At 71.3% G+C, this 18175-nt stretch carries 18 protein-coding genes; 6 read left to right on the forward strand and 12 right to left on the reverse strand.

Annotated elements, in window-relative coordinates; all coding sequences use genetic code 11:
• Positions 1-31: 31 nt before the first annotated feature.
• Genes I847_RS0104640 through hrcA form a run of 3 tightly spaced genes read right to left on the reverse strand, consistent with a single transcriptional unit; the run spans position 32 to position 3000 of the window.
• A complete protein-coding gene (locus I847_RS0104640) occupies positions 32-790 on the reverse strand; it encodes a 16S rRNA (uracil(1498)-N(3))-methyltransferase (RefSeq protein WP_028048761.1) in 759 nt (252 codons plus the stop codon).
• 13 nt (positions 791-803) lie between these two features.
• Positions 804-1931, reverse strand: coding sequence for a molecular chaperone DnaJ (gene dnaJ / locus I847_RS0104645; protein ID WP_028048762.1), 1128 nt, complete (start codon positions 1929-1931; stop codon positions 804-806).
• A 46-nt stretch (positions 1932-1977) separates the two neighbouring features.
• Positions 1978-3000, reverse strand: a complete 1023-nt coding sequence (gene hrcA / locus I847_RS0104650; RefSeq protein ID WP_028048763.1) for a heat-inducible transcriptional repressor HrcA — start codon at positions 2998-3000, stop codon at positions 1978-1980.
• A gap of 199 nt (positions 3001-3199) precedes the next feature.
• Here hrcA and I847_RS0104660 point away from each other — a divergent pair, with 199 nt between their 5' ends.
• Positions 3200-4057: a DUF3097 domain-containing protein gene (locus tag I847_RS0104660; protein ID WP_028048764.1), complete on the forward strand. Its 858-nt coding sequence runs from the start codon at positions 3200-3202 to the stop codon at positions 4055-4057.
• 49 nt (positions 4058-4106) lie between these two features.
• Here I847_RS0104660 and I847_RS27010 read toward each other — a convergent pair whose 3' ends face one another.
• The 3 genes from I847_RS27010 to lepA all read right to left on the reverse strand — a co-directional run bounded on the left by I847_RS27010 (position 4107) and on the right by lepA (position 8409).
• Entirely contained in the window at positions 4107-5177 is a 1071-nt protein-coding gene (locus I847_RS27010) for a hypothetical protein (RefSeq protein WP_196804467.1), read from the reverse strand.
• 128 nt (positions 5178-5305) lie between these two features.
• Positions 5306-6532: a radical SAM family heme chaperone HemW gene (gene hemW / locus I847_RS0104670; RefSeq protein WP_028048766.1), complete on the reverse strand. Its 1227-nt coding sequence runs from the start codon at positions 6530-6532 to the stop codon at positions 5306-5308.
• A complete protein-coding gene (gene lepA / locus I847_RS0104675) occupies positions 6529-8409 on the reverse strand; it encodes a translation elongation factor 4 (RefSeq protein WP_028048767.1) in 1881 nt (626 codons plus the stop codon). The genes hemW and lepA overlap by 4 nt, the downstream gene beginning before the upstream one ends.
• A 121-nt stretch (positions 8410-8530) precedes the next feature.
• Between lepA and I847_RS0104680 the strand changes: the two genes are divergently transcribed.
• The gene (locus I847_RS0104680; RefSeq protein WP_028048768.1) at positions 8531-9256 is read left to right on the forward strand and encodes a maleylpyruvate isomerase family mycothiol-dependent enzyme; all 726 of its coding nucleotides are present in this window, start codon (positions 8531-8533) and stop codon (positions 9254-9256) included.
• 13 nt (positions 9257-9269) lie between these two features.
• Here the strand turns inward: I847_RS0104680 and I847_RS0104685 are convergent, their stop codons facing one another.
• Genes I847_RS0104685 through I847_RS0104695 form a run of 3 tightly spaced genes read right to left on the reverse strand, consistent with a single transcriptional unit; the run spans position 9270 to position 12639 of the window.
• Entirely contained in the window at positions 9270-10109 is an 840-nt protein-coding gene (locus I847_RS0104685; protein WP_028048769.1) for a transglutaminase family protein, read from the reverse strand.
• Complete coding sequence (locus I847_RS0104690; RefSeq protein WP_028048770.1) at positions 10106-11035, reverse strand: alpha-E domain-containing protein; 930 nt, start codon at positions 11033-11035, stop codon at positions 10106-10108. The genes I847_RS0104685 and I847_RS0104690 overlap by 4 nt, the downstream gene beginning before the upstream one ends.
• Positions 11029-12639 (reverse strand): circularly permuted type 2 ATP-grasp protein, encoded by a 1611-nt coding sequence (locus I847_RS0104695; protein ID WP_028048771.1) that lies wholly within the window; start codon positions 12637-12639, stop codon positions 11029-11031. The genes I847_RS0104690 and I847_RS0104695 overlap by 7 nt, the downstream gene beginning before the upstream one ends.
• 139 nt (positions 12640-12778) lie before the next feature.
• On the opposite strand from I847_RS0104695, the gene I847_RS21940 reads away from it, so the two are divergent.
• The gene (locus I847_RS21940; RefSeq protein ID WP_028048772.1) at positions 12779-13288 is read left to right on the forward strand and encodes a type II toxin-antitoxin system PemK/MazF family toxin; all 510 of its coding nucleotides are present in this window, start codon (positions 12779-12781) and stop codon (positions 13286-13288) included.
• Between the two features lie 195 nt (positions 13289-13483).
• On the forward strand, positions 13484-13744 hold the full coding sequence (gene rpsT, locus I847_RS0104705) for a 30S ribosomal protein S20 (protein ID WP_028048773.1): 261 nt from the start codon (positions 13484-13486) through the stop codon (positions 13742-13744).
• A 133-nt stretch (positions 13745-13877) separates the two neighbouring features.
• On the opposite strand, the gene I847_RS0104710 is transcribed toward rpsT, so the two are convergent.
• Together I847_RS0104710 and I847_RS26560 are read right to left on the reverse strand one after the other, a co-directional pair.
• The gene (locus I847_RS0104710) at positions 13878-15200 is read right to left on the reverse strand and encodes a helix-turn-helix domain-containing protein (RefSeq protein WP_028048774.1); all 1323 of its coding nucleotides are present in this window, start codon (positions 15198-15200) and stop codon (positions 13878-13880) included.
• A gap of 92 nt (positions 15201-15292) precedes the next feature.
• Entirely contained in the window at positions 15293-15433 is a 141-nt protein-coding gene (locus tag I847_RS26560) for a hypothetical protein (RefSeq protein WP_155855987.1), read from the reverse strand.
• A 210-nt stretch (positions 15434-15643) separates the two neighbouring features.
• Between I847_RS26560 and I847_RS0104720 the strand changes: the two genes are divergently transcribed.
• Positions 15644-16372: an EAL and HDOD domain-containing protein gene (locus I847_RS0104720; RefSeq protein WP_028048775.1), complete on the forward strand. Its 729-nt coding sequence runs from the start codon at positions 15644-15646 to the stop codon at positions 16370-16372.
• A gap of 138 nt (positions 16373-16510) precedes the next feature.
• Complete coding sequence (locus I847_RS0104725; RefSeq protein ID WP_028048776.1) at positions 16511-17119, forward strand: EAL domain-containing protein; 609 nt, start codon at positions 16511-16513, stop codon at positions 17117-17119.
• A gap of 42 nt (positions 17120-17161) precedes the next feature.
• Here the strand turns inward: I847_RS0104725 and holA are convergent, their stop codons facing one another.
• Positions 17162-18169, reverse strand: a complete 1008-nt coding sequence (gene holA, locus I847_RS0104730) for a DNA polymerase III subunit delta (protein WP_028048777.1) — start codon at positions 18167-18169, stop codon at positions 17162-17164.
• Positions 18170-18175: the final 6 nt, after the last annotated feature.

An 18175-nucleotide genomic window follows, 5' to 3' on the forward strand; every position in this document is an offset into this window, starting at 1 on the left:
AGTCTACGAGCCCGCGCCCACAAGGGACCGGCTACGACCAACGACCGAGTCGCTGGGCCAGGATCGCCAGGGCGACGGGCCCGGCCGTCGAGGTGCGCAGCACGTGCGGGCCGAGCCGGACAGCGTGCGCACCGGCGTCCGTCAGCCGGCTCAGCTCGGTCTCGCCGATCCCACCCTCGGGTCCGACGACGACCAGACACTCGCCCGCGGCGGGCAACGAGACGTCCGCGATCGGCGCCGACGCCTCTTCGTGCAGGACCAGCGCGACGCCACCGGCGTCGACCACCGACCGGATCCGCGTGGCGAGCGCTCGCCCGTCCAGCGCCGTCCCGACCTCGGGCACCCGGGCACGACGCGACTGCTTGGCCGCGGACCGCACCGCACCCACCCAGCGGAGCCGGCTCTTCGCGGCACGCTCTCCACGCCACACGACGACCGACCGCTCCGCCTGCCACGGGACCACGGCGTCCACCCCGACCTCGGTCGCAGCCTCGATCGCCATCTCGTCCCGGTCCCCCTTGGCCAGCGCCTGCACGAGCACGAGCCCCACGGCCGGCGGGTCCTCGAGCACGACCTCCGCGACGGCGACGAGGACGCCGTCGGCCGTCACAGCGTCGACTGTGCCCACCAGACGCACGCCCTCGCCGTCGACCACGTCGACCCGCTCACCGGCGGCGCGCCGCTGGACGACGCCGGCATGACGGCCCTCGGTGCCGCCGAGCAGGTAGGTGCCGCCCGCGACGACGTCCCGCAGGGTCCCGGGGTCGGCGAGGAAGACCGGCGCGCTCATCCCGCCGGGCCGCTCAGCGGCCGGACAGCTTGTCGCGCAGCTTGGCGAACACGCCCGTGCTCGACCCGGCGAACCGGGCCTCCGGGCGTTCCTCGCCGCGCAGCGCCGCGAGCTTGCGCAGCAGCTCGGACTGCTCGTCGTCCAGCGCGGTGGGCACCTGGACGTCGACGTGCACGTGCAGGTCCCCGCGTCCGCCGACGTGCAGGTGGCCGACCCCCAGGTTCTTCAGCGTGACGATCTGCGACGGCTGCGTGCCGGGACGCAGGTCGACGTCGCGTGGCCCGTCCAAGGTCTCCAGCGTGAGCACCGTGCCGAGCGCCGCCGCGGTCATCGGCACCTCGAGCGTCGCGTGCAGGTCGTCACCACGACGGACGAACGTGTCGTTCTTCCGCTCGCGCACCTCGAGGTACACGTCGCCCGCCGGTCCGCCCGCCGGACCGACCTCGCCCTGACCCGTGAGCTTGATGCGCGTGCCCGTGTCCACGCCGGCGGGCACGTCGACGCTCAGGGTGCGCCGCGAACGGACCCGGCCCTCGCCGGAGCACTCGGTGCACGGATCGGGGATGACGCTGCCGAACCCGTGGCAGACCGCGCACGGCTGCGTGGTCATCACCTGGCCCAGGAACGAGCGGGCCACGCGCTGGACCGAGCCGCGACCACCGCAGACCTCGCACGTGCGCGGCGAGGTGCCCGGCCGGCAGCAGGTGCCGTTGCAGGTCGGGCAGACCACGGCCGTGTCGACCGGGACCTCGCGGTGCACGCCGAACGTCACCTCGGGCAGGTCGAGGTCCAGACGGACGAGCGCGTCCTGGCCGCGGCGTGCGCGCGGGATCGGCCCGCGCTGCTGCGCCTGGCCGGTCGCCGCACCGAAGAACGTCTCGAAGATGTCCTGGAAGCCGAACCCACCGCCCATTCCGCCACCCGGAGAGGCGGGGTCGCCGCCCATGTCGTACGCCCGGCGCTTCTCGGGGTTCCCCAGCACGTCGTAGGCCCGCGACACGTCCTTGAACGTGTCCTCGGAGCCCGCATCGGAACCCGCGACGTCCGGGTGGTGCTCGCGCGCGAGCTTGCGGTAGGCCTTCTTGATCTGGTCAGGCGTCGCGTCGCGTGGCACGCCGAGGATCTCGTAGTAGTCGGTCACGGGAGGATCTGCTCGCTTCCGGTGGGTGTGCTGTTCAGAGCGACGGTCATTGCGCCAGGATCCGCGTCAGGTAGCGCGCGACAGCGCGCACCGCGGACATGGTGGCCGGGTAGTCCATGCGCAGCGGGCCGATGGAGCCGATGCGCGCCACCGAGCCGCCTCCCTCGTCGCCGTAGCCGGTGGTCACGAAGCTGGTCTCGACGAGGCCGTCGTGCTGGGTCTCGCGACCGATGCGCACCGCGACGGCCTGAGTGTCCTCCGCCATCTCCGAGAGCAGCCGCAGCAGGACGACCTGCTCCTCCAGCGCCTCGAGGACCGGCCCGATCGAGCGCACGTCGGTCCCACCCGCACGCGCGAGGTTGGCCGTCCCGGCGAGCACGACCCGTTCCTCGCTCTCCTGCGCCAACGTCTCCTCGAGCACGGAGACGACACTGCGCACCAGGGCCTGGTCGACGGGGGCGAAGGCTGCGCTCAGGTCGGCGAGGGCGACGGGCAGCTCGGAGAGCCGACGACCTGCGGCGCTGACGTTCAGCCGGGCGCGCAGCAAGGCGACCACCGACTCGTCGAGCTCTCCGTCGAGCTCGAGCGTGCGCTGCTCGACGCGACCCGTGTCCGTGATGAGCACGACGAGCAGGTGCCGCTGGCCGACGGGCACGAGCTCCACGTGCCGCAGGGCCGAGCGCCGCAACGAGGGGTACTGCACCACCGCGACCTGCTGGGTGAGCTGCGCGATGATGCGCACCGCTCGGTCGACGACGTCGTCCAGGTCCTGCGCGTTCTCCAGGAACGTGCCGATCGCGCGCCGCTCGGGGCTGGACAGCGGCTTGACGCTGGAGAGCTGGTCGACGAAGAGCCGGTACCCCTTGTCGGTCGGGACCCGACCGGCCGAGGTGTGCGGCTGAGCGATGTAGCCGCCCTCTTCCAACGAGGCCATGTCGTTGCGGATCGTGGCAGGAGAGACCCCGAGGGAGTGCCGTTCGACCAGCGCGCGCGAACCGACGGGCTCACGGGTGGCGACGTAGTCCTCGACGATCGCCCGCAGCACGTCAAGCCTCCGGTCGTCGCTCATCTCGCCTCCCTCGCGTTCGTGGCAGCCTGCCTTCGGGCCGTCTCGGCCTGCGCGGCGGTGAGGCGGGTAGCACTCCCCGGGCAGGAGTGCCAATGCTACGCCGCGACGACGACACCACGACTGCAGGTGGGGGCACTGCGCCCACAGCGCAACGGCGTGCCCCGCCGGCGCGATCCCGGCGCGCCTCTACGCTGCCCGGGTGAACCAGGACCGCTACGGCTCCGACGTCCTGCGCGGCGCCGCCTCGACCCACCACCGACCGACCCGGACCAGCCGCCCGCAGGCTGCGGAGACGGGCCTCGTCGTCGAGGAGGTCACCACCGGCTGGGTCGGTGCGGTCGTCCGCGTCGAGAAGTCCGGCGGCGTCCACGTCGTGGTCCTGGAGGACCGCCGCGGCCGCACGCGCACGTTCCCGCTCGGCCGGGGCTTCTGGCTCGACGGCGAACCCGTCGCGCTGACCGCCCCGGTCCGGGCGCCGGCGCCCGGGCGCCCCACCCGTACGGCCTCCGGGTCGGTCGCGGTGCACGACGCCCGGGCGCGCGTTGCCCGCGGCAGCCGGATCTGGGTCGAGGGCAAGCACGACGCCGAGCTCGTCGAGAAGGTCTGGGGTGACGACCTCCGCCTCGAGGGCGTCGTGGTCGAGCTGCTCGACGGCGTGGACAACCTGCCCGACGCGATCCGCGACTTCGCCCCCGAACCCGGGCGCCGCGTCGGCGTGCTCGTCGACCACCTCGTCGCCGGGGCCAAGGAGAGCAGGATCGCCGCCGAGGCCGTCCGGATGGCCCCCGCGGGCACGGTGCTCGTGCTCGGGCACCCGTACGTCGACGTGTGGCAGGCCGTGCGGCCTGAACGCATCGGCCTGGCGGCCTGGCCGACGATCGAGCGCGGTACCGAGTGGAAGCACGGCATCCTGCGTGAGCTCGGGTGGCCCGCGCAGGACCAGGCCGATGTGGCCCGCGCCTGGCAGCGGATCCTGCGCTCCGTCCGCAGCTACGCCGACCTCGAGCCCAGCCTGCTGGGTCGCGTCGAGGAGCTCATCGACTTCGTCACCGCGTGACGGTGCCCGGCCTGCGAGCGGGCCGGGCACCGTGGGTGTCGAGCAGCGGTCAGGCGACGGGGGCGATCGGGTCCCCGAGCAACCTCCGGAACAGGAACGCGCTCGCCAGCAGCACGACGGGGACGGCCACCAGCAGGCCGACGCCGCAGAGGAGGGCACCCGCTACGACGATCGCGAGGGCCAGCAGGTAGAAGAGGATCGTGGTGGACAGGTTGGCGACGATCAACGCGTAGCTCGCCTTCATGGCGTCCACAGGCTGAAGCTTCTTGTCGATCACGAACCAGAACGTGAAGAACAGCAGGAAGTTCACGACGAGCGAGGCAAGGCCCCCGAGGACCGGGATCACCCTGAGCACCACCGCTATCCCGGTGAGGATCAGGGCCGTGACGACGACCGGTCCGGCGTCGACGAACCTGAAGAAGGTCCCGAAGGTGATCTCTTTGCCCTTGGTGACGTCCAGGGCAGCGCTGATGAAGATCGCCTGGATCAGGTAGCCGATCAGTGACGCGACGAGCGTCAGGAGGATCGCGCCCAACGACAGCCCGAAGCCGAACGCGCCGTTGCGGAACATCCGTGCGCCGCCGCCGAAGATCGCAGAGACGATCCCGACCACGACGAGGAAGCCGACGAACCAGACGACTCCGGCGGCGATGAAGAGGCCACCGTGCCGGGTGAACTGCGCCCAGCCGTAGGACACCGACTCCCCGATCGGCGACGGCGGCGGCGGTGCGTAGCCACCGGCGGGCGGCTGCGCGTAGCCCGGGGGCGGGTAGGCGCCGGGCGCCTGCTGGCCGTACCCCGGCTGGCCGTACCCCGGCTGGCCGTACCCCGGCTGGCCGTACCCCGGCTGGCCGTACCCCGGCTGGGGCGGTGGCGGGTACGCGCCCGGCGCCGGTTGCCCGTACTGGGGTTGCCCGTACTGCGGCTGCGCAGGCGGCGGGACCGGCGGAGCGGGCGGCGGGGGTGGGGGTGGGGGTGGGGGCGCCTGCGGCGGAGCGGGCGGTGGCGGCGGTGGCGGTGGCGGTGCCGCTGGCGGCTTTGCCAGCGGAACCGGCTGTTGAGGGTCAGGCGCGACGGGCTCGTCGTCGTTCGGCGGCGTACCGTCCCGGTTCTCGCTCATGCGTGGCCTCCTGGTCACGGGCGGTCGATGCCCACGCCAGCGAACCGAAGGCGCACACCTGTGTCAAGGATGCGGGGTGATGCCCGGCATGTCGGCTTCGGGCTCCCAGCGCACCGAGGGCCGTCACGTCAGCCCGCGAGCGTCCGGACGACCGCGTCGGCGAGCAGTCGTCCACGACGCGTGAGGACCAGACGCCGGCCGCCCTCGTCCCGACGCAGTGCTGCCGCGCCGTCCACCAGACCGTCCGCGATCAACCCGGCGACCGCGGGACGCGCACTCGCCGGCAGCACGTCGAGCGGCAGCCCGGCCGACAGCCGGACGCCGAGCATCAGCCGTTCCAGCACCGCGCCGTCGCCGGTCACGGTCTCGCGGCCGGCGGCGGGGCTCAGCCCGCGGTCGAGCCGGTCCGCATACGCGCGCGGGTGCTTGACGTTCCACCAGCGCACCCCGCCGACGTGGCTGTGCGCCCCGGGGCCGACCCCCCACCAGTCGTCACCCCGCCAGTAGGCGAGATTGTGCCGGCAGGCCGTCTCGGGGGTCCTCGACCAGTTGCTGACCTCGTACCAGCGCAGGCCGGCCGCCTCGAACAGGTCGTCGGCGAGCTCGTACTTGGTGGCCTGGTCGTCGCCGTCGGGCAGCTCGAGCTCGCCGCGGCGCACCTGCACCGCCATGCGTGTGCCCTGCTCGACGACCAGCGCGTAGGCGGAGACGTGATCGACGCCGGTGGCCAGTGCGGCCTCGACGCTGGTACGCCAGTCGTCGACCGACTCCCCCGGCGTCCCGTAGATCAGGTCGAGCGAGACGGCCAGGCCCGCATCGCGAGCCCAGCGCACGACGTCCGGGATACGTCGGGGGTCGTGCGTGCGTTCGAGGGTGGCCAGCACGTGCGGCACCGCCGACTGCATCCCGAACGAGACCCTGGTGAAGCCGGCGGCGGCCAGCGCCTCCAACGACTCCGGGGTGACGGAGTCGGGGTTCGCCTCGGTGGTCACCTCGGCGTCGTCGCCAAAGCCCCACGCCTCGCGGACGCCGGTCAGCATGCGCGACAGGTCGGGGACCGACAGGACCGTGGGGGTGCCGCCGCCGACGAACACGGTCTGCACCGGCCGCGCCGGCAGGACGCTCGCGGCGAGCGCGATCTCCTTCAGGGCCGTGTCCGCGTACGCGTTCTGGCTCGCGCCTCCGCCCAGCTCGGTGGCCGTGTACGTGTTGAAGTCGCAGTAGCCGCAGCGCACCGTGCAGAACGGGACGTGCAGGTAGACGCCGAAGGCGCGCTGCTCCAGGCCGTCGAACGCCGACGCCGGCAAGGAGCCGTCGTCGGGTGCCACGTCTCCCTCGGGGAGAGCCGGACTCACTTCTTCTTCGCGTCCTTGCCGCCGGCGGAACCGGCAGGCTCGCTGGAGAGCGCGGCGATGAAGGCCTCCTGCGGCACGTCGACCCGACCGATCGTCTTCATGCGCTTCTTGCCCTCCTTCTGCTTCTCCAGGAGCTTGCGCTTACGCGTGATGTCGCCGCCGTAGCACTTGGCCAGGACGTCCTTGCGGATGGCGCGGATGGTCTCGCGCGCGATGATCCGCGCACCGATCGCGGCCTGGATGGGCACCTCGAACTGCTGGCGCGGGATGAGGTCCTTGAGCTTGGCCGTCATCATCACGCCGTAGGCGTAGGCCTTGTCCTTGTGCACGATCGCGCTGAACGCGTCCACCGTCTCGCCCTGCAGCAGGATGTCGACCTTGACCAGGTCCGCCTCCTGGTCGCCGATGCGCTCGTAGTCGAGGCTGGCGTAGCCGCGCGTCTTGGACTTCAGCTGGTCGAAGAAGTCGAACACGATCTCGGCCATCGGGAGCACGTAGCGCAGCTCGACACGGTCCTCGGACAGGTAGTCCATGCCCTGCAGCTCGCCGCGCTTGGTCTGGCAGAGCTCCATGATGGCGCCGATGAACTCCGACGGCGCCAGGATCGTGCCCTTGACCATGGGCTCGTTGACGGCACCGATCTTCCCCGACGGGAACTCGCTCGGGTTGGTCACGACGACGACGCTCTTGTCCTCGAGCGTCACCTCGTAGACGACGTTCGGTGCCGTCGAGATGAGGTCGAGGTCGAACTCGCGCTCGAGCCGCTCGCGGACGATCTCCAGGTGCAGCAGGCCGAGGAAGCCGACGCGGAAGCCGAAGCCCAGGGCGACCGACGTCTCGGGCTCGTAGTTGAGCGCGGCGTCGTTGAGCTTGAGCTTGTCGAGCGCGTCGCGCAGCACCGGGTAGTCGGTGCCGTCGATCGGGTACAGGCCCGAAAAAACCATCGGCTTCGGGTCGGAGTAGCCGCCGAGCGCCTCGGCCGCGGGCTTGCTGGCGTTGGTGACGGTGTCGCCGACCTTCGACTGGCGCACGTCCTTCACGCCCGTGATGAGGTAGCCGACCTCGCCGACCCCGAGCCCCTTCGTCGGGACCGGCTCCGGGGAGATCACGCCGATCTCGAGCAGCTCGTGCGTCGCGCGCGTCGACATCATGACGATCTTCTCGCGCGGGTTCAGGTTGCCGTCGACGACCCGGACGTAGGTGACCACACCGCGGTACGTGTCGTAGACGGAGTCGAAGATCATCGCGCGTGCCGGTGCGTTCGCGTCGCCGGTGGGCGGAGGGACCAGCTCCACGATGCGGTCCAGCAGCTCCGTGACACCCTCTCCGGTCTTGCCCGACACCCGCAGGCAGTCCTCGGGCTCGCCGCCGATGAGCTTGGCCAGCTCCTCCGCGTACTTCTCGGGCTGGGCGGCCGGCAGGTCGATCTTGTTGAGCACCGGGATGATCGTCAGGTCGTTGTCGAGCGCGAGGTAGAGGTTGGCCAGCGTCTGCGCCTCGATGCCCTGCGCGGCGTCGACCAGCAGCACGGCCCCCTCGCAGGCCGCCAGCGACCGGGACACCTCGTAGGTGAAGTCGACGTGCCCGGGGGTGTCGATCATGTTCAGCGCGAAGGCGTCCTCACCGACGCCCCACGGCATCCGCACGGCCTGCGACTTGATCGTGATGCCGCGCTCGCGCTCGATGTCCATGCGGTCCAGGTACTGCGCGCGCATCGCCCGCGCGTCCACGACGCCGGTGAGCTGCAGCATGCGGTCCGCGAGCGTCGACTTGCCGTGGTCGATGTGCGCGATGATGCAGAAGTTGCGCAGCAGCTCCGGCGGCGTGGCCGCGGGGTGGATGCGCGACGAGGCGGCGGCACCGGGGATCGGGGACAAGCGGACTGGCTCCTGAGTTCGATATCGGCGAAGGCTCGGGCGGCACTGATGGCACCGTCGCGACGATCGGTGACCGTCGTCGCCCTGTCGGGTCACGTGCGGTCGGTACCACCATGGTCCCATGACGACGCACCATGCCGATGCGCCCACACCAGCGCCCGCCGCTGTACCCGCTTCGCTGGCGGTGCTGTCGGACCTCCAGGGCCAGTTCCTCGCGACGATCCCCGCGGTCGACCCGACCACCCGCGTCCCCTGGTGCGGCCGCTGGCGGGTGAAGGACCTGGTGGTGCACGTGGCCCGGATCCACCACTGGGCTGCGGGCCAGGCGCGCCGCACCGAGGAGACCCCGCTCGGACGCGGGCCGTTCGTCCTCACCGACCTCTACGGATCGTGCGCCGCCGAGCTGCGCGAGACGCTCGCCGAGCTCGGACCGGACGCTCGCTCGTGGACGCTCCTCGGCGAGGGACCCGCGTCGTTCTGGCACCGTCGCCAGACCCACGAGACGCTCGTGCACCTGTGGGACCTGCGCACCGCAGGCGGGCTGGACCTGGCCGTGGACCCCGTCGTGTGGGCCGACACCGTGGACGAGGTCGTCACCGTCATGCAGCCGCGACAGGAGCGGATGGGTCGCATGGAGCCCCTGCCCGCGCCGGTCGCTCTGCACGCCACCGACGCGGACCGGACGTGGTCGCTGGGCGGCCCGGCCGCCCCGGCTGTGCACGTCACCGGCCGGGCGAGGGACCTCGCCCTCCTCCTGTGGGGACGGCGGTCCCCCGACGACGGTCTGCGGGTCGACGGCGACCGGGCAGCGCTCGACGACACGCTCTCCCGGCGCCTGACGCCGTGATCGGATCCGGACGTCAGGCCTCGCGCGTGATCTGCACCGTCACGGAGGTCTCCTGCGTCCCCGCACCCGCGAAGATCCCGCGCAGCGGCGGCACGTCGTCGTAGCAGCGTCCGCGCGCGATCACCACGTGGTGGTCACCGGCGATCGACCGGTTGGTCGGGTCGTACGCGAACCACTCGCCCACCCACCACTCGACCCAGGCGTGCGAGTCGCCGCTGACCGTCGTCCCGATCTCCACCTCGTCGTCGGGGTGCAGGTAGCCGGACACGTACCTGGCCGGGATGCCGATCGACCGCAGCGCCCCGGAGACCAGGTGCGCCAGGTCCTGGCAGACGCCGGCGCGCTTGGCCCACGCCTCGGATGCCGGCGTGTGCACGGTCGTCGCGCCCGGGATGTACTCGACCTCGTCCCGCAGCGCGTTGCTGACCGCCAGCGCGGCCTCGGCCGGGGTCAGCGACGCTGCCACGCGCTTGGCCAGCTCGACGACCTCGTCGGGCGGCGCGGTGGTCGGCGTGTCCGAGAGGAACTCGGCCAGCCGGTCACGAAGCTCGGCGCCGCGCAGGGTCTCCCACCCGGCGGGGTTCCGCAGCGGCTGGCGCTCGGCCACGTCGACCAGGTGCTCGGCGGTCACCACCATCGACTCGTGCGGCGTGAGCACCTCGAACGCGGAGACGGCCGTGCCCCAGTAGTCGCGGTACTCGGACCAGCCGGTGTGCGGCTGCACCTCGATCTTCGACTCCAGCACCGTCTGGCCGTGCTGCGTCAGCGGTGTCATGCGTGCCTCGTTGTACGAGGCCAGCACCGGGCTCGCGTACTGGAACGCGGACGTGTGGACCACGCGCAGCCGACTCACAGCGCCTCCCCCACCCAGTTCGTCGCGGAGCCGCTCGGGAAGTAGCGACCACGGATCGCGTCCGACGCGGCAGAGCAGGCTCGCTGCACGCGTTCCATCTCCTTGGGCAGGGTGTCGAGCACCTCGATGAGGGGCCGGTACTCCAGGTTCGTCCGGACGTAGCCGATGTGCCGTCGTGCGTCGTCGACGGCGGCGCGGTCCGCAGTCGGCTCCAGCGCGGCCAGGCACGACTCGGCCTGGTTGAGCGCGAAGACGATCGACCGCGGGAAGAGCTGGTCCGTCAGCAGGAACCCGGCGGCGCGTTCGTCGGACGCGGCTCCGCGGTACATCCGCAGGAACGCCTCGTGCGCACCGCAGGACCGCAGCAGCGTCGTCCAGCTCGGCCCGGCCGAACCGGCCAGAGCGCGGGTGGTCAGCAACCGTGCGGTCATGTCGGCGCGCTCGATCGAACGCCCGAGGACCATGAAGTTCCACGTGTCGTCGCGCGATGTCGCGGAGTCGGTGATCCCGGCGACGACGGCCGCACGCTCACGCACCCACGTGAAGTAGTCGTGCGGTCGAGCCGGCCGCATGTGCGACGGCAGCTGGTTCCAGGTGGCGTTGAGCGCCTCCCACAGCTCGGTCGAGATCGTCTCTCGGGCCCGCCTCGCGTTCTCACGCGCCGAGACCAGCGAACCGGCGATCGACGACGGCGCGAACCTGTCGTACGCCAGCATGTCGAGCACGTACTCGCGGCCGACCTCCACGTGGCTCGGCTCGGCCGGCCGGTCCATCACCGACAGCAAGGAGCGGCAGGCGAGGTCCTCCTCTGCCCACGGGTCCTCGAGCAGGATCTGCACGTGCACGTCGAGCAGACGTGCCGTGTCGTCGGCCCGCTCGACGTACCGACCGATCCAGAACAGCGACTCCGCGATCCGGCTCAGCACGCGGCACCACCTCCGCCCGACTCCGACGACGACGTGACCGGGAACGACCGCGTCTGCTGCTGCTGCATGACCTGGGCGCGCACGTCGTTCGGGTTCGAGTCGATGGGCACCGCCTCGTCCTGCGCCACCGACTGCGGCAGGTCGGAACCCAGCCGGACCGCACGGCGGGGCACGGCACCGCCGAGCACCCAGGTGTCCTTCGAACCGCCGCCCTGCGAGGAGTTGACGACGAGCTCACCCTCCGGGAGCGCCACACGCGTCAGGCCGCCGGGCAGGACGAACACGGACTCGCCGTCGTTGACCGCGAACGGTCGCAGGTCCGTGTGCCGGGGCCGCAGGGCGTCGCCGATCAGTGTCGGGATCGTCGAGAGCTGGACCACCGGCTGGGCGATCCAGCCGCGAGGGTCCTCACGGAGCCGGACGCGCAACGCCGCCAGCTCGTGCTGCGACGCCCTCGGTCCGACGACCAGACCCTTGCCGCCCGACCCGTCGACAGGCTTGACCACGAGCTCGTCGAGACGGTCGAGCACCTCCTCGAGCGCGTCGGGCTCCTCGAGCCGCCACGTGTCGACGTTGCGCAGGATCGGCTCCTCCGACAGGTAGTAGCGGATCAGGTCCGGCACGTAGGTGTAGACGAGCTTGTCGTCGGCGACCCCGTTGCCCACCGCGTTCGCGATGGTGACGGTGCCGTTGCGCGCGCAGGTCATCAGCCCTGGACTTCCCAGGAACGAGTCGTTGCGGAAGACGACCGGGTCCAGGTAGTCGTCGTCGACCCGCCGGTAGATCACGTCGACGCGACGGCGGCCCTGGGTGGTCCGCATCCAGACGCGTCCGCTCGCGCAGAACAGGTCCCTGCCTTCGACGAGCTCGACGCCCATCATCCGGGCCAGCAGCGAGTGCTCGTAGTAGGCGCTGTTGAACACGCCGGGGGTGAGCACGACGACCGTCGGCTCGTCGACGCCGTGCGGCGCGGCGGCCGTCAGGGCGGCGAGCAGCCGGCGTGGGTAGTCGGCGACCGGTCGGATCCGCAAGGCCGCGAAGAGCTCGGGGAACGTCTGCGCCATCGCCCGCCGGTTGGACAGCACGTAGCTGACGCCCGACGGGACGCGGACGTTGTCCTCGAGGACCCGCCAGCCGTCGAGGCTGTCGCGGATCAGGTCGATCCCGGAGACGTGGACACGCACGCCGTTGGGCGGGGTGATGCCCCGGGCTGCCCGCAGGAAGTTCGTCGACGAGACGACGGTCGAGCGTGGGATCACGCCGTCGGTGATCGCCCGCTGCGGGCCGTACACGTCGGCGAGGAACGCCTCGAGCGCACGCACCCGCTGGGCGACCCCGGGTGCGACGTGCTCCCACTCGTCCCCGGCTACGACGCGCGGGACGACGTCCAGCGGGAACGGTCGCTCCTCGCCGGCGAAGTCGAACGTCACGCCCTGCGCGAGGTAGGACCGCGCCAACGTCTCCGCGCGGCCGCGCAGCTCGCCCGCGCTCAGCTCGGCGAGGGCCGTGTGCAGACCCTTGTAGGCCGCACGCGAACCGCCGTCGGCGCCGATCATCTCGTCCCAGGCTGCGCCCGCTGGGTAGTCGTCGAACAGGTCCGCCATGCCCCGGACAGTAGCCGTCCGGTGATAACAACGCGTTACGGATCGGCCGATCAGGTAACAGAACGTGTTCGCCGGACCCAGAGGTGCGCGCACGTCCCGAGAGCCCCCGGCCCGGCCGCTGCCCGGTAGGTTCTCCCACGTGACCGGACGGACCCGCTGGGCGACGCTGCACCGCCTCCTGAGCAGACTGGTCGGCCGTGACGTCCGTCGCGCGCCCGCACCGGCGACCCCCGCTCGCAGGGTCGTCCTGCCGGACCACCACGGCCCCGTCCACCCGCTGTACGCACCGAGCCTCGACGGCGACGCCGATCCTGGCGAGATCGTCTGGGGGTGGGTGCCGTACGAGGAGGACGTCAGCCAGGGGAAGGACCGGCCGGTCCTCGTCGTCGCCCGCAACGGCGCTTCCGTGATCGGCCTGATGCTCACGAGCAAGGACCACTCGCGCAACGCTGCGAACGAGGCCCGCCACGGACGCGTCTGGTTGGACATCGGTTCGGGGCCGTGGGACGCGCGTCGACGACCGAGCGAGGTCCGACTCGATCGGGTCGTGCAGCTGCACCCCACCGCGTTCCGCCGCGAGGGAGCCGTCATGGACCGCGCCCTGTTCGACCGGGTCACAGCAGCGCTGCGGGAGTGCAACGGGTGGTGACCGGTCGGCCAGGACTGGTCAGGGTTTCGGTCTGACACCACTGGCCTGGTAGTATGGGCAGTCGCGTGTCCGCCCGGGTCGGCGGGCACAAGCCCAGTTCCTCTCCGCGGGTATCCCCACGCCCCAGTCCCGGAGCTGTGTGCGCCCTCTACGACCTGTCAGATCGCTTCGGCGAACGCACAAGAGAGTCCATACGTGGCCAACATCAAGTCCCAGATCAAGCGCATCACCACCAACGAGAAGGCGCGCCTGCGCAACAAGGCGGTGCGGTCCGAGCTCCGGACCCACATCCGTCGTGTCCGTGAGGCCGTCGCCGGTGGCGACAAGGACGCTGCCAACACGGCGCTCGTGTCCGCCTCGCGCAAGCTCGACAAGGCCGTCTCCAAGGGCGTCATCCACGCCAACCAGGCGGCCAACAAGAAGTCAGCGCTGGCCAAGTCGGTCGCCGCTCTCTGAGCCTGCTGCACTGAGATCCACGAACGGGGTCGGCCTTCGGGCCGGCCCCGTTCGTCGTCCCTCCCGCCTCCCGCCTGGCGGGACGCAAGAAGGCGCCCCCGGTCGGGGACGCCTTCTCGTTCGTTCGGGCCGATCAGGCCAGGGACCACGTCTCCCACGAGCTGAGCGGCACGGTAGGCCGGAAACCCGCCTCCCGCAGTGCGCGGTCGTACGCCTCCGCGGCACGCGAGGTGTCGCCGTGCAACGCGTACCGGTCGCCGAGGTCACGCCAGGCAGCCGCAGACTGCCGCGACGCCGACATCATGCCGAGCATGTCTGCCGCAAGACGGTAGGCACGTGCGGATCCCTCGAGGTCGCCCTGCGCGTGCAGGGTGTCGCCGAGGGCGAGGCGGGCGATCGCCGTCTCGACCCGCGGCGGCTCGCCCAGCCGCTCGAGTGCGGCGGTCGCGAACCCCTCGGCCCTGGTGACGTCTCCCAGCAGGAGATGCGCCCGAGAGCGCTCGACGTCGAGCCTGGCCATCTCCAGCTCCGAGCCGAGGACGGCGAGGTCCGGTGCCGCACGCTCGATCTGCTCGAGCGCGGCCTTCGGATCTGCCGGCTCGGAGCGCAGCAGCAGCCACGCGTAGTTGAGCCGCAGACGCGGGAGATCCCGGTCCGGCTCACCCTCCGAGAGGAGCGCGAGCGCCCGTTCGGTGTAGCGCTGAGCCAGCTCGTAGTCGCGGCGCTGCTCGGCCACGAGAGCAGCGTTCCAGTACACGCTCCCCCGACCTCGCGGCGTGCCGAGCGACTCGGCCAGCCGCACGAGCTCTGCCGCCCGGTGCGTCGCATAGAGGAGGTCGCCGCGCTCGACGTAGGCCCACAGGACCGTCGACGCCAGTCGAAGGTGTCCGTCGGTCCCCGTGAGCTCCGCGGCCTCCAGCTCGGTCAGCGTGTGCTCCCCCACCTCGACCGCGCGGTGCAGGTCGCCGGCTTCGAGGTAGGAGGCGACGAGCGCGTTGGCCAGCTTTGCCGACTCGACGTGGTGCGACCGGCTGCGCGCGTCCTCGAGCAGGGGCTCGAGGATCGCCACGGCCGACTCCAGGTCGCCGAGACCCTCGTGCGCACGGGCCAGCGTGGTCAGGGCTTCGACGCGGAGCGCCGGCGAGACGATGTCGAGGTCGAGGACCTCGAGGCGTCGTTGGGCGCCGGCAGCGTCACCCTGGGTCAGATCGAGCCGTGCGTAGTCGATCTCGAGCCGGGTCCGTGCCTCGTTCGGTCCGTCCTCGCCGTGCTTGAGGAACTCGAGGGTCGTGCCCAGTCGGATGGCGAGCACAGCAAGGGCGGAGTCGGTCGGTTCACGATGACCCGCCTCGATCAGGGAGATGTAGCTCGGGGAGAACGCGGACCCGGCAAGCGCGGTCTGTGACAGTCCCGCAGCGAGCCGGGCATCGCGCACCCGGTCAGCAATCGTGGTCATGGTCAGTCATTGTATGTGTGACGTCTCCGTGTTGCACCACCCCTGCGGGGGGTGATGATGTGACAGAGCGCTTCCCCACCGCCGTGGCTCGCTCAGACCGCCATCCGGCAGCACCCAGTGGCCCCGCCGTTCAGCTGGATCGACCCGGTGGCGACGGCCGCCGGTCCACCGGTGAGGCCGAGCGCAGCGGCGATTGCGACGATGGCCAGGGCGGACTTGATGGAACGGGACATGATGGATCTCCTGTCAAATTAAGCAACGGATCGGTCAACACCATGATGACCGATGAAGTGCCCCCCGCTTCGCCGTCCGACCGGTTCGACCGAGATCGGGTGAAAACTTCTCGATTTGTCACCCGTCCGATCGGGACCTTCCGGCGCCCCATGAGAATTCCACCCACAGTTCCACGTTCATAGGCTCGAACTTGTGATGTCATAGTTCGCATGACACCGGACGACGCCGACGGCAGGCTCGCGGACCTCGCGGCCGCGGTCGAGGACGCCATCCCTCTGGCCCTTCGCCAGGAGTGGTCGCAGCGCATCGCCCGCGAACCGGTTCTCGTCGCCCGCCAGGGGATCTTCTCCGAGCACGGCCGTCCCTTCGCCTACCAGCTGTCGTTCCGCTCGCCCGACCAGCACACGGCAACCGCAACGACGTGGAACTCGCACCAGCACGAGCGCGCCACGGCACACGTCCTCGGCGCCACGTTCGGCCGCGTCGATCTCGAGCACGTCGCCCACGGACGCCTGCTCTTCGTCCGGTGCCCGCGCGCCTACCTGGTCGGCGAGCTGCCCGTGCCGAGCAGACCGGACCGCCTGGTCATCGAGATCAACGACGGTGTGACCATCGATCCCGCGGTGATCGCGGGCATCCGACGCCTGCGCGAGCAAGGCTTCCGGATCGCCGTCCCGTCGTTCGTCAGCAACGCCAACCAGCGTCGGCTGCTGCCGCACGCCGACTTCGTCAAGATCGACGTCCGGGACCTCGACGTCGAGGGACCGCCGGTCGTGCACCTCGCGCGGTCCTACGGTGCGCTCCTCGTCGCCGAGTTCGTCGAGAGCCCGGACACGCTGCGCCACGCCCGCGACCTCGGCTTCACGCTGTTCCAGGGCAACCTGCTGGAGCGAGCCGGGGTGCTGGACCGTGCCGGAGCGCCCCGCACGAACCACTGAGCCCCGGACCGGGCGCAGCCACCTAGCCGGCGTGCGGTGCTGCACGGCACCGACCGGCCACCCCAGGTTCAGCCGATCGGGTGACTCGCGTCATAGATGAGACACACCCTGCTCTCATGTCACGTGACCGTGGCCGCAGTGTCTCCCACAACGCCCTCGAAGCTCCCGATCGCGCGACAGCCGATCTGGACCTCCGACGGTCGGCTCTTCGGCAACGAGTTCCTCTACCGGTCTCGAGACGGCCTACCGGCCCAGGTGGACCGTTGGCGCTCGGACCGGCAGGACATCGCGACCGCGTCGGTCCTGGATGTGCTGTTCGGCGACGGGCCGCCCGGAGACACGAACCCGGCGTTCGTCAACGTCACCCGCTCGTTCGTGGTCAACGAGCGCCCCCTGCCGGGCCATGCCGGACGACTCGTCCTCGAGATCGTCGAGTCGGTCACCGCCGACGACGCCGTGCTCGGCGGGCTGTCGAGGCTGCGCCAGCGTGGCTACAGGATCGCGATCGACGACTTCGCGGCGGAGCCGGACCAGGTGGCGATGCTGCCCTACGCCGACTTCGTGAAGATCGACGTCCGCGACGTCGAGCGGCTCGGACCGCAGATCGTTCAGCTGGCTCGCCGCAACGGGGCCGTCCTCGTGGCGGAACGCGTCTGGAACCACCGGCTCGTCGACGAGTGCGTCGCCCTGGGTTTCGAGCTCCTGCAGGGTGACGTCCTGGGGCCTGCCGTCACGCTCGTGGCCTGACGACCGAGTCCGGCCAGCGCGACCGGGCAGGACGGGCCGGACTCAGCTGCCGACCGACGCCGCGACGCGAAGGACCGCTCGCTCGACGGCGAACTGAGGGTCTCGCCCCTCCCCCTTGACCTCTGCATCCGCCTGCGCGACCGCAGAGATGGCACCGGCGAGGCCTTCGGGGGTCCAGCGCCTCAGGTCGGCCATCGCGCGATCCGTCTGCCACGGCGCCAGACCAAGATCCCGCACGGCGCCGGCGCCACGCCCCCGGACCGCAGCGACCTTGGCCAGCACGCGAAGCTTGGCGGCGAGCGCCGCGACGATGGGGACCGGGTCGACGCCTGTGGCCAGCGCGTGCCGGAGCAGTGCGACCGCCTGACCGGAGTTTCCCGCAACTGCCGCATCGGCGACCCGGAAGCCCGTCGCCTCGATCCGCCCGCCGTAGTAGCGCTCCACGACGTCGGCACCGATCAGGCCCGACGTGTCGGCCACCAGCTGGGCGCAGGCCGCTGCGAGCTCGCGCAGGTCGCTCCCCACCGCGTCGACCAGGGCCCGGACCGCGCCTGCGTCGGCGCGTCGTCCGGCCCGCCGCAGCTCGGCCGTCACGAATGCACTCTTGTCCGAGTCGGACTTGATCACGTCGCATGCCACGGTGGGTACGCCCGTGGAGCGCAGCAGGTCGAGCAGCTTCTTGCCGCGCACGCCACCCGAGTGCCTCAGGACGAGCACCACTCCAGGCGGTGGCGCCGCCACGTATTCCGTGATGTCGGCCAGGAGCTCGTCGGGACCCTTGTCCAGCGAACCCACCACCAGGACCTTGTCCTCGGCGAAGAGTGAGGGACTCGCGACGACTCCGAGCGTTCCCACGACGTAGTCGGCGCCGTCCAACCGGGTCACCTCGACGTCGGGGTCCGTCGATCGCGCCAAGGCGACCACGCGATCGACAGCGCGATCCGCGAGCAGGTCCTCGGCTCCGCTGACGAGCAGGACCGGCGCGAGCTCGACGGCATCCCACGAGACGCCGACGGTCTTCGCGGCGGCACGGCGGGTTGCGGGGGGCACGCGTAC

The organism is Cellulomonas sp. URHD0024 (assembly GCF_000426185.1).
Lineage (GTDB): Bacteria > Actinomycetota > Actinomycetes > Actinomycetales > Cellulomonadaceae > Cellulomonas.

What these genes read in the sequence shown, in the direction of transcription:
- hrcA (WP_028048763.1), bottom strand. Translation starts at nt 3,000, where the DNA reads ATGAGCGACGACCGGAGGCTTGACGTGCTGCGGGCGATCGTCGAGGAC.
- I847_RS26560 (WP_155855987.1), bottom strand. Translation starts at nt 15,433, where the DNA reads ATGTCCCGTTCCATCAAGTCCGCCCTGGCCATCGTCGCAATCGCCGCT.
- I847_RS0104710 (WP_028048774.1), bottom strand. Translation starts at nt 15,200, where the DNA reads ATGACCACGATTGCTGACCGGGTGCGCGATGCCCGGCTCGCTGCGGGA.
- I847_RS0104680 (WP_028048768.1), top strand. Translation starts at nt 8,531, where the DNA reads ATGACGACGCACCATGCCGATGCGCCCACACCAGCGCCCGCCGCTGTA.
- I847_RS27010 (WP_196804467.1), bottom strand. Translation starts at nt 5,177, where the DNA reads ATGAGCGAGAACCGGGACGGTACGCCGCCGAACGACGACGAGCCCGTC.
- I847_RS0104695 (WP_028048771.1), bottom strand. Translation starts at nt 12,639, where the DNA reads ATGGCGGACCTGTTCGACGACTACCCAGCGGGCGCAGCCTGGGACGAG.
- I847_RS0104640 (WP_028048761.1), bottom strand. Translation starts at nt 790, where the DNA reads ATGAGCGCGCCGGTCTTCCTCGCCGACCCCGGGACCCTGCGGGACGTC.
- I847_RS0104720 (WP_028048775.1), top strand. Translation starts at nt 15,644, where the DNA reads ATGACACCGGACGACGCCGACGGCAGGCTCGCGGACCTCGCGGCCGCG.